The organism is Pseudomonas sp. CFBP13509, from assembly GCF_005233485.1.
Taxonomy (GTDB): domain Bacteria; phylum Pseudomonadota; class Gammaproteobacteria; order Pseudomonadales; family Pseudomonadaceae; genus Aquipseudomonas; species Aquipseudomonas marginalis.
Window position 1 is genome coordinate 1 of the sequence record NZ_QGAA01000041.1, and the last position, 11,200, is coordinate 11,200.

Genomic DNA, 11,200 nt, shown 5'->3' on the forward strand with positions numbered 1-11,200 from the left:
ACTCACTTCATGGCGTACGTTTTGAGGGAACAAGTCCATGGTTACTTTTGGCGCTCTTCCAAAAGTGACCCGCTGTAAGAGCGGAACCCTAAGTAGCCGTTACCGCAGTAACGGATATGTACTCATTCCAACCCAAGCACATGGTCGGCCCAGAGGCCGCCATCGGGAGCAAGCCCCCTCCCACATGTGATACTCAGCGACGACGGAACAGCGGCAGCGGTTCATCCGTTGCTGCCTGGTACGTCACCGAGAAGTCCTTGAGGCTTTCCAGCGCCTCGTACGGGTCTTTGTCGGCGCGCAAGGCGAAGGCATCGAACCCGCAACGGCGCAGGTAGAACAGCTGGTCGCGCAGCACGTCGCCAATGGCCCGCAGCTCGCCTTTGTAACCGTAGCGGTCACGCAGCAGGCGTGCGTTGGAATAGTTGCGACCGTCGGTGAAGGCCGGGAAGTTCAGGGCGATGACCTGGAAGTGTTCCACGTCAGCGCCGATCTCTTCGGCTTCTTCATCGGCGTCCAGCCACACACCCAGGCCGCCGTCGCGAGCCTTGAGGGCGTGGCCATGTTCGCGCCACAGCGCCAGCGGCACGATCAGGTCGTCGCAGTTGGAAATGCCGTCGAAGCTCGCGTCCTTGGGCAAAAGGTGCCAGGTTTCGTCGAGGACTTCGTTGTTCTTAATGATTCGCTGCATAGACGCGCTCCTTGAACAGGTCAATGCCGATGCGCTGGTAGGTGTCGATGAAACGCTCATCTTCGGTGCGCTGTTCGATGTACACGTCGATCAACTTGCCGATCACCTCGGGCATGGCTTCCTGGGCGAAGGACGGGCCGAGGATCTTGCCCAGGCTCGCATCGCGGCTGGCGCTGCCACCCAGGGACACTTGGTAGAATTCTTCGCCTTTCTTGTCCACGCCCAGGATGCCGATATGGCCGACGTGGTGGTGACCACAGGCGTTCATGCAACCGGAGATGTTCAGGTCCAGCTCGCCGATGTCGAACAGGTAGTCCAGGTCGTCGAAACGGCGCTGGATCGATTCGGCAATCGGGATCGACTTGGCGTTGGCCAGGGAGCAGAAATCGCCGCCCGGGCAGCAGATGATGTCGGTCAACAGGCCGATGTTCGGCGTGGCGAAACCGCCTTCGCGCAGTTCGCCCCACAGGGTGAACAGTTGGCTCTGCTCAACGTCCGCGAGGATGATGTTCTGCTCGTGGGAGGTGCGCAGTTGGCCAAAGCTGTAGCGCTCGGCCAGGTCGGCGACGGCGTCCAGCTGCTTGTCGGTGATGTCGCCCGGTGCCACACCGGTCGGTTTCAGCGACAGGGTCACCGCCACATAGCCCGGCTTTTTGTGCGCCAGGGTGTTGCGGGTGCGCCAGCGGGCAAAGCCCGGGTGCTGCTGGTCGAGCGCTGCGAGCTCGGCATCCTGATTGCCCAGGGCCTTGTACTCGGGATCGACGAAGTGCTTCGCCACACGGTGCACTTCGGCTTCGGTCAGGGTGGTCTGGCCGCCGCGCAGGTGCTCCATCTCGGCATCGACTTTCTGGGCGAACACCTCAGGGGTCAATGCCTTGACGAGGATCTTGATCCGCGCCTTGTATTTGTTGTCGCGACGGCCGTAGCGGTTGTAGACCCGCAGGATGGCGTCGAGGTAGCTCAACAGGTCCTGCCACGGCAGGAACTCGTTGATGAACGCACCGACCACCGGGGTACGGCCCAGGCCGCCACCCACCAGGACACGGAAACCCAACTCGCCCGCCGCGTTGTACACCGGCTCCAGGCCGATATCGTGTACTTCGATGGCGGCACGGTCCGAGGTCGAGCCATTGATGGCGATCTTGAACTTGCGTGGCAGGTAGGCGAATTCGGGGTGGAAGGTGGTCCACTGGCGGACGATTTCACACCACGGGCGTGGGTCGATCAGCTCGTCGGCGGCAACCCCGGCGAATTGGTCGGTGGTCACGTTGCGCAGGCAGTTACCACTGGTCTGAATGGCGTGCATCTGCACGGTGGCCAGTTCAGCCAGGATGTCCGGCACATCTTCCAGGGCCGGCCAGTTGAACTGTACGTTCTGGCGGGTACTGATGTGGGCATAGCCTTTGTCGAAGTCGCGGGCAATCCTGGCCATCATGCGGGTCTGGCGCGAAGTCAGTTGGCCATAAGGCACGGCCACCCGCAGCATCGGCGCAAAGCGCTGGACATAAAGGCCATTTTGCAGGCGCAGAGGGCGGAACTCTTCTTCGCTCAGTTCACCTGCTAGGTAGCGTCGGGTCTGATCACGGAACTGCTTGACGCGGTCCTCGATGATGCGCTGATCGTATTCGTCGTATACGTACATATAGGTCCTGTTCTCGGCAAATCTGCGCGCACGGCCGCGCACTCCCAACGGAGCCGGCGCACGATACCAGTTTGCGTTTATGCGCAAAAGTGATGTTTGAGTATATGCACATAACCAAAATGACTAATGAGAAAGGTTATCGCGATACCCACATTTGTCATGCGGGCAATCGTGAACTTTACTGTGATCGTGTTTGAGTGCAATCACCTATAAAACCGACAAGAGGCGATGCAATGAGCAATCCGACCAAAGCCCGTAAACCTGACAGTACCGTTGATGCCTGGGCCATTCTGTTCCTGATCATTCTGGTGGTGGGAACGGCCGTTTTCTGGGTCAGCCACCAATAAAGGACGTTGATTGAGCCTCGATTGGTTCAGGCATTGCCACTATCATGGCGGCCTATTTTCGAGGCTCAAGCATCCATGTTGAAGGTGTTGATTACGTGTGTCTGGTTGCTGGGATCGACGTATGGGGTGATGGCTCATGCAACGTCGGTGGTGTTTCTCAACCCGGGCATGTCGACGGAAACCTTCTGGGTCAGCTACGCGCAATTCATGCAGGCCGCCGCCAAGGACCTCGGCCTGGACTTGCGCGTGCGTTATGGCGAGCGTGATGCCGGCAACACGCTGGCTCAGGCGCGTGAGGTGCTGCAAGGCAGCCAGCGGCCCGATTACCTGGTGCTGGTGAATGAGCAGTACGTTGCACCGCAGATCCTGCGCATGGCCGAGGGCAGTGGCGTCAAGCTGCTGCTGGTGAACAGCGCGCTGACATCCGATCAGGCGCAATTGCTGGGAACCCGCCGTGGCATCCGTTTGATCGGCAGCCTGGTGGCTGACGATGAACAGGCTGGCTACCTGATGCTCCGTGATCTGTTGCGCCAGCACGGTCCGGTTGCGCCGGGCGAGCCCCTCGACCTGTTGGCGTTTTCCGGGACCAAGTCCACCCCGGGGGCGCAATTGCGTGAGCGCGGCATGCGTCGCGCGCTGGCCGAGCATCCCGAGGTGCGCCTGCGTCAGTTGGTCTACGGCGAATGGAACCGCGAACGCGCCTTCGAACAAGCGACGCAACTGTTCAAGCGCTACCCGCAGACGGCGCTGGTGTGGTCGGCCAACGATCAGATGGCGCTGGGCGCCATGCAGGCGCTGCAGGGCAGTGGGCGGTTACCGGGCAGGGACGTGCTGTTCAGCGCGGTCAACAGCTCGCCGGAGATCCTGCAGGCACGCCTGGATGGACGCTTGTCGTCCCTGGTCGCCGGGCATTTCACCGTGGGCGGCTGGGCCATGGTGTTGGTCAATGACGATGCCAAGGGCCTGGACATTGGCGCCTATGGCGGACGCGACCGGCAGTTGGCGCTATTCCAATTGATCGATGCCGGCCAGGCGCGGCGCTTGTTGGGGCCGACACCGTCGGTGAATTTCCGCGCGTTGTCCGCCCAGGACAAGCCCGTGTCCTATCGTTACCCGTTCAGCCTGCACCTGCTGCTGCGCTAGACGCCGGCCAGGTGCAGCACCAGTTTGACGATGCCGAACAGCGTCAAGGCGAATACTGCTGTGAACAGAATGCCCAGGATCACGAAGTGGCTGGGCTTGCCGTGGGTGAAGTCGCGGGCGCGATTCTTGCCGCTCTGCACGCCAAACGCAGCGGCCATGACGCTGTGGAGCATCTGCCAGAAGGTCGGCGGCTTGTTGTTGACTGGATCGTCCATACGTCCCTCGACACAAGGTGTGTGAGGGACAGCATAGACAATCCAGGCCGGCTTAGTTGTCGTAGCCCAGGTTCGGCGCCAGCCAGCGCTCGGTCACGGCCAGGTCCTGGCCCTTGCGCGCGGTGTAGCTGGTCACCTGGTCCTTGTCGACCTTACCGACGGCAAAGTACTGCGCCTGCGGGTGGGCGAAGTACCAGCCGCTGACCGCCGCCGCCGGGAACATCGCATAGTGCTCGGTGAGGAACACGCCGCTGCGCCCAGCCTGCATTTCGCGGGCCTCGGGGTCGAGCAGTTGGAACAACTGGGCTTTCTCGGTGTGGTCCGGGCACGCCGGGTAACCGGGGGCAGGGCGGATGCCGCTGTACTGCTCCTTGATCAGCGCCTCGTTGTCCAGTTGCTCGTCCTTGGCGTAGCCCCAGTGTTCCTTGCGCACCTGCTGGTGCAGCCACTCGGCACAGGCCTCAGCCAGGCGGTCGGCCAGGGCCTTGACCATGATCGAGTTGTAGTCGTCACCCGCGTCCTGGTAGGCCTTGGCCACTTCCTCGGCGCCGATGCCGGCGGTGGTGATGAAACCACCGATGTAGTCGGTCACGCCGCTGTCCTTGGGCGCGACGAAGTCTGCCAGGGAGAAGTTCGGCTTGCCGTCGGTCTTGATGATCTGCTGGCGCAGGTGGTGCAGCCTGGCAATCGGCTGGCCGTCTTCGCCGTAGACTTCCAGGTCATCGTCCTGCATCTGGTTGGTCGGCCAGAAACCGAACACCGCACGGGCGCTGATGAGTTTTTCGTCGATCAGTTTCCTGAGCATTTCCTGGGCGTCGGCGTACAGCGCGGTGGCGGCTTCACCCACCACTTCATCGGTCAGGATGCGCGGGAACTTGCCGGCCAGGTCCCAGGAGATAAAGAACGGGGTCCAGTCGATGTACTCGGCCAGGACGTTGAGGTCGATATTGTCCAGCACCCTGGAACCGGTGAAGGTTGGCTTGACCGGCGCGTAGGTGCTCCAGTCGAACTGCGGCTTCTTGGCGATGGCCGCCGGGTAGCTCAGGCGTTCGGTGCGCGCACTGCGGTTGGAGGTGCGCTCACGCACGTCGATGTATTCCAGGCGGGTCTTCTCGACGAAGCCGGCCTTCAATTCCTTGGACAGCAGCTGCGTGGCCACGCCCACCGCACGGGAGGCGTCGGTGACGTAGATCACCGCGTCGTTGCTGTACTTGGGCTCGATCTTCACCGCCGTGTGCGCCTTGGAGGTGGTCGCACCGCCGATCATCAGCGGCAGGTGGAAATCCTGGCGCTGCATCTCGCGGGCCACATGCACCATCTCGTCCAGGGACGGCGTGATCAGGCCGGACAGCCCGATAATGTCGCACTTCTGCTCCTTGGCCACCTGCAGGATCTTCTCGGCCGGCACCATTACGCCGAGGTCGACGATGTCATAGCCGTTGCAGCCGAGTACCACGCCGACGATGTTCTTGCCGATGTCGTGCACGTCGCCCTTCACCGTGGCCATCAGGATCTTGCCCTTCGCTTCCGGCTTGTCGCCTTTTTCCAGCTCGATGAACGGGATCAAGTGGGCCACGGCCTGCTTCATCACGCGGGCGGATTTCACCACCTGGGGCAGGAACATCTTGCCGGCGCCGAACAGGTCGCCAACGATGTTCATGCCGGACATCAGCGGGCCTTCGATCACCTCGATAGGGCGCGCGAACGACAGCCGCGATTCTTCGGTGTCTTCGACGATATGGGTGGTGATGCCCTTGACCAGCGCGTGTTCCAGGCGCTTGTTGACCGGCCAGCCGCGCCACTCTTCGGTCTCGGCTTCTTTTACGCTGCCGTCGCCCTTGTACTTGTCGGCAATGGCGAGGAGGGCGTCGGTGCCTTCCGGGGTGCGGTTGAGGACTACATCTTCCACGGCATCGCGCAGCTCGGCCGGGATCTGGTCATAGATCTCCAACTGGCCGGCGTTGACGATACCCATGGTCAGGCCGTTGCGGATCGCATACAGCAGGAACACCGAGTGGATCGCCTCACGCACCGGGTTGTTGCCACGGAACGAGAACGACACGTTGGACACGCCACCGGAGGTCAGCGCATACGGCAGCTCGTCGCGAATATAGGCGCAGGCGTTGATGAAATCGACGGCGTAGTTGTTGTGCTCTTCGATGCCGGTGGCGACCGCGAAGATGTTCGGGTCGAAGATGATGTCTTCCGGCGGGAAGCCGACTTCATTGACCAGGATGTCGTAGGAGCGCTTGCAGATTTCCTTCTTGCGCGCTTCGGTGTCGGCCTGGCCGGCTTCGTCGAACGCCATCACCACCACGGCGGCGCCGTAGCGCTTGCACAGCTTGGCGTGGTGAATGAACTGCTCGACCCCTTCCTTCATGCTGATGGAGTTGACGATGCCCTTGCCCTGGATGCACTTGAGGCCGGCTTCGATCACTTCCCACTTGGAGGAGTCGATCATGATCGGTACGCGGGAGATGTCCGGCTCGCCGGCAATCAGATTGAGGAAGGTCACCATGGCCTTCTTCGAATCGAGCATGCCCTCGTCCATGTTGATGTCGATCACCTGGGCGCCGGCTTCCACCTGTTGCAGGGCGACTTCCAGGGCTTCGGTGTAGTTGTCCTCGCGGATCAGGCGGGCGAAACGCGCAGAACCGGTGATGTTGGTGCGCTCGCCGACGTTGACGAACAACGAGCTGCGATCAATGGTGAACGGCTCCAGGCCCGACAGGCGACAGGCCTTGGGGATGTCCGGGATGGTGCGCGGCGCGTAGCCGGCCACGGCCTTGGCGATGGCTTCGATATGGCCCGGGGTGGTGCCGCAGCAGCCGCCGACGATATTGAGGAAGCCGCTCTGGGCGAACTCTTCGATGACCTTGGCGGTTTCCGACGGCAATTCGTCGTACTCGCCGAATTCATTGGGCAGGCCGGCGTTGGGGTGCGCGGACACATGGGTATTGGCTTTGTTGGACAGCTCTTCCAGGTACGGGCGCAGCTCGCTGGCGCCGAGGGCGCAGTTCAGGCCCACGGAAATCGGCTTGGCGTGGGCGACCGAGTTCCAGAAGGCTTCAGTGGTCTGGCCCGAGAGGGTACGGCCGGAGGCGTCGGTGATGGTGCCGGAGATCATGATCGGCAATTCGATACCGAGCGCTTCGAACACACCCTGCACGGCGAAGATCGCGGCCTTGGCGTTGAGGGTGTCGAAGATAGTCTCGATCAGGATCAGGTCGGCACCGCCCTCGATCAGGCCTTGGGTGGCCTCGGTGTAGTTCTCCACCAGTTCATCGAAGGTGACGTTGCGGTAGCCGGGGTTGTTCACATCGGGCGACAGCGAGCAGGTGCGGCTGGTCGGGCCGAGGACGCCGGCGACGAAACGCGGCTTGGCCGGGTTCTCGGCGGTCTTGGCATCGGCGATCCTGCGCGCCAGGCGTGCGCCTTCGACGTTCAGTTCATAGGCCAGTTCTTCCATGCCGTAGTCGGCCATGGAGATACGGGTGGCGTTGAAGGTGTTGGTTTCGAGGATGTCGGCTCCGGCATCCAGGTAGGCCTTCTCGATCCCGCCGATCACGTCCGGGCGGGTGAGCACCAGCAGGTCGTTGTTGCCCTTGACGTCGCTCGGCCAGTCGGCGAAGCGTTTGCCGCGGTAGTCGTGTTCTTCCAGTTTATAGCTCTGGATCATCGTGCCCATGCCGCCGTCGAGGATCAGGATGCGTTCCTTGAGGGCGTGGTGAAGGGCTTGCAGACGAGCGCTACGATCGGACATGGGACTACTCTGGTCAGGCATTACGGAGGGCGTGGATCATAACAAACCTGTGCGGATTTGCGGCATGTCCGGGTTTTGCATGAATATCGCTCATGTTGAGAGGGGGCATGGCCCGGTAGAATCACCGCGACTTATAAATCGCACGTATTGAATCGGGACCGGATACATGTCACTTCGTCTTATCGTCAGCGCCGTCCTGGCATTGATAGCCAGTACCGCTCTGGCGGAAGGTCCCCCTCAGGCGATCTCCTATACGCGCGATATTCAACCGATCTTCACCGAGAAGTGCGTGGCTTGCCATGCGTGCTACGACTCGGCCTGCCAACTGAACCTGGGCAGTGCCGAGGGCGCGGCGCGCGGTGCGACCAAAGTGCCGGTGTACGACGGCGAGCGCAGCCAGGCCACACCCACCACGCGCTTGTTCTATGACGCCTTCGGCAAGCAGGCGTGGCAGCAGAAGGGTTTTTATTCGGTTCTCGACGCCCAGGGCAGCCAGGCGGCGCTGATGGCGCGCATGCTGGAGCTGGGGCATACCGCAGCGCTGAAGCCCAATGCCAGGCTGCCCGAAGAGATCGTATTGGGCCTGAACCGCGAAAACATGTGCGCCACACCCGGCGAGTTCAACGCCTATGCCGGTGCCCATCCCAAGGAGGGCATGCCGTTGGCGGTCACCGGCCTGAGTGACCAGCAGTACCAGACCCTGCAACGCTGGCTGGCCTCTGGTGCACCGATTGACCAGCAAGGCGTGGCCCCCAGCGCCCGGGAAGCCGCACAGGTGCTGCGATGGGAGAACCTGCTCAACGCCCCCGGCGCGCGGGAAAGCCTGGTGGCCCGCTGGTTGTTCGAGCATCTGTTCATTGCGCATCTGTATTTCGAAGACGGTGAGCCTGGGCATTTCTTCCAGTGGGTGCGCTCGCGTACCCCCAGCGGCCAGCCGATTGACCTGATCAATACCCGCCGCCCCAATGACGATCCCGGCACCCGTGTGTACTACCGCCTGTGGCCCGTGGAAGGGGTGATCGTCCACAAGACCCACATCACCTACCCCCTCAGCGCGGAGAAAATGGCGCGGATCAAAGCCCTGTTCTACAGCGGCGACTGGCAGGTCAGCGCCTTGCCCGGCTACGGCCCCGGCCGGCGGGCCAACCCTTTCGAGACTTTCGAGGCGATTCCGGCCCAGGCGCGTTACCAGTTCATGCTGGATAACGCCGAATACTTTGTGCGCACGTTTATTCGCGGGCCGGTGTGCCGCGGGCAAATTGCCACGGACGTGATCCGCGACAATTTCTGGGCGTTGTTCCAGGCGCCCGACCACGACCTGTACGTCACCGATGCGCGCTATCGCGGCCAGGTCACGCCGTTGCTGGCGATGCCAGGGCAGAATGACGATGTGGGCAGTGTGCTCAGCCTGTGGCTCGAATACCGCGATAAGCGCAACCAGTACGAAGCCCTGCGGCGAGACAGCTATTCCGAGTTGCCGGCACCCAGTTGGTCGACCCTGTGGGCCGGCAATGACAATGCCCTGTTAAGCATCTTCCGCCACTTCGACAGCGCCTCGGTCAATAAGGGCCTGATTGGTGAAGTCCCGCAGACACTGTGGTTGTTCGACTATCCGTTGCTCGAGCGCACCTATTACCAACTGGTGGTCAATTTCGATGTGTTCGGCAACGTATCGCACCAGGCCCAGACCCGGCTGTACTTCGACCTGATCCGCAACGGTGCCGAGCAGAACTTCCTGCGCCTGATGCCGGCCGATAGCCGCGATGCGTTTATGGATGATTGGTACCAGAACAGCGGCAAGATCAAGCTGTGGCTGGATTACGAAGCCATCGACGACGACACGCCTACTGCCTTGCACCTGGATAAAAAGGACCCCAAGCGCGACTTCGCCAACCAGTTGCTTGCCCGCTACGGTGACCTGAATGCCAGCCCGGATCCGATCAACCGTTGCGGGGGCGCGTTTTGTTCGCGCGACGGTATCGACCCGGCGCTGCAGGACGCCGAACAGGCGCTCAGCCGCCTGACTTCACGCCCTGCGGCGGGGCTCAAGGTGATTGACCAGTTACCCGAAGCGACGATGCTGCGCGTCGAAACCGCCAGCGGCAAGCGCGTGGTCTACAGCCTGCTGCGCAATCGTGCTCACAGTAACGTGGCATTTCTGCTGGGCGAGGCTTATCGCTATCAGCCGGGCCTGGACACACTGACCCTTTACCCTGGAGTGCTCAGCAGTTACCCGAACTTCATGTTCAACATCCCTGCCCAGGAAGTGCCCGAATTCGTCGCCGAAATGGAGCGGGCCAAGGACGCCAATCGCTTTGAGAAAATTGTCGACCGCTGGGGCGTGCGCCGCAGCCACCCGTTGTTCTGGCAGTATTTCCACGATTTGTCCCAGTACATCCGCGAGACGACGCCGGTGGAAGAGGGGGTGCTGGATATGAACCGTTATGAAAACCTCTGACAGAGGCCGGCGTCTTTTCCGACAAAATTACTCGGACTTTGTACCTGCGTAATATTTTGGCGTAAACTGCCGGCAAGCCTGTGAGGAGTTTCCATGACTGCCATAACCATTACCGACGCCGCCCACGATTACCTGGCTGACCTGCTGTCCAAGCAGAACACCCCGGGTATCGGCATCCGCGTCTTTATCACCCAGCCTGGCACCCAGTACGCCGAGACGTGCATCGCCTACTGCAAGCCCGGTGAAGAGAAACCTGAAGACACCGCCCTGGGGCTGAAAAGCTTCACCGCGTATATCGACAACTTCAGCGAAGCCTTCCTGGACGATGCCGTGGTCGACTACGCCACCGACCGCATGGGCGGCCAATTGACCATCAAGGCGCCCAACGCCAAGGTGCCGAACGTCAACGCCGACAGCCCGGTAAACGAGCGCATCAACTACTATCTGCAAACCGAGATCAACCCTGGGCTCGCGAGCCACGGTGGTCAGGTCAGCCTGATCGACGTCGTCGAAGACGGCATTGCCGTATTGAAGTTCGGCGGCGGCTGCCAGGGCTGCGGCCAGGCAGACGTGACCCTGCGCGAGGGCATCGAGCGGACCTTGCTCGAGCGTATTCCGGAGCTCAAGGGCGTCCGTGACGTGACAGACCACACGCAGAAAGAAAACGCCTACTACTGAGTAAGGTGTTCACTGCGAACAAAAAACGGCGCCCGTGAGCGTCGTTTTTTATTATTAAAATTCAAACAGTTATGCCATCTATCTAACAAGTAGGATTAAGTGTGGGAGGGGGCTTGCTCCGATAGCGGTGCCTCAGCCGTCTCATGAGGAAGCTGACACACCGCCATCGGGGCATGGGTATCTACACAACTTCCAGTGAATACGGAATCTATGGCAATTAGGCTTCTGTGGTGAGCGGGCTTGTCGAATCGTCGCACCGCCCGCGC

At 61.4% G+C, this 11,200-nt stretch carries 7 protein-coding genes; 3 read left to right on the plus strand and 4 right to left on the minus strand.

All coding sequences use genetic code 11. The features are described 5' to 3' along the window. Window positions 1-193 precede the first annotated feature (193 nt). The gene (locus PspCFBP13509_RS31050; protein WP_003235539.1) at window positions 194-688 is read right to left on the minus strand and encodes a DUF934 domain-containing protein; all 495 of its coding nucleotides are present in this window, start codon (window positions 686-688) and stop codon (window positions 194-196) included. Next, window positions 672-2,330 carry a nitrite/sulfite reductase gene (locus PspCFBP13509_RS31055; RefSeq protein WP_137213180.1) on the minus strand — a complete coding sequence of 553 codons (1,659 nt, stop codon included), beginning with the start codon at window positions 2,328-2,330 and terminating at the stop codon, window positions 672-674. Before PspCFBP13509_RS31055 ends, PspCFBP13509_RS31050 begins: the two co-directional genes overlap by 17 nt. Before the next feature lie 422 nt (window positions 2,331-2,752). Between PspCFBP13509_RS31055 and PspCFBP13509_RS31060 the strand changes: the two genes are divergently transcribed. Beyond that, window positions 2,753-3,820 carry an ABC transporter substrate-binding protein gene (locus PspCFBP13509_RS31060; protein WP_137213181.1) on the plus strand — a complete coding sequence of 356 codons (1,068 nt, stop codon included), beginning with the start codon at window positions 2,753-2,755 and terminating at the stop codon, window positions 3,818-3,820. Here PspCFBP13509_RS31060 and PspCFBP13509_RS31065 read toward each other — a convergent pair. Both PspCFBP13509_RS31065 and metH read right to left on the minus strand, forming a co-directional pair. After that, the gene (locus PspCFBP13509_RS31065; RefSeq protein ID WP_027606482.1) at window positions 3,817-4,035 is read right to left on the minus strand and encodes a DUF2970 domain-containing protein; all 219 of its coding nucleotides are present in this window, start codon (window positions 4,033-4,035) and stop codon (window positions 3,817-3,819) included. The two genes, PspCFBP13509_RS31060 and PspCFBP13509_RS31065, sit on opposite strands and share 4 nt — an antisense overlap. Before the next feature lie 52 nt (window positions 4,036-4,087). Next, window positions 4,088-7,798, minus strand: a complete 3,711-nt coding sequence (gene metH, locus PspCFBP13509_RS31070; RefSeq protein WP_137213182.1) for a methionine synthase — start codon at window positions 7,796-7,798, stop codon at window positions 4,088-4,090. 166 nt (window positions 7,799-7,964) lie between these two features. On the opposite strand from metH, the gene PspCFBP13509_RS31075 reads away from it, so the two are divergent. Beyond that, the gene (locus PspCFBP13509_RS31075; RefSeq protein WP_065947744.1) at window positions 7,965-10,256 is read left to right on the plus strand and encodes a fatty acid cis/trans isomerase; all 2,292 of its coding nucleotides are present in this window, start codon (window positions 7,965-7,967) and stop codon (window positions 10,254-10,256) included. Between the two features lie 93 nt (window positions 10,257-10,349). Then, on the plus strand, window positions 10,350-10,934 hold the full coding sequence (gene nfuA, locus PspCFBP13509_RS31080) for a Fe-S biogenesis protein NfuA (protein ID WP_017136914.1): 585 nt from the start codon (window positions 10,350-10,352) through the stop codon (window positions 10,932-10,934). Window positions 10,935-11,200 lie beyond the last annotated feature (266 nt).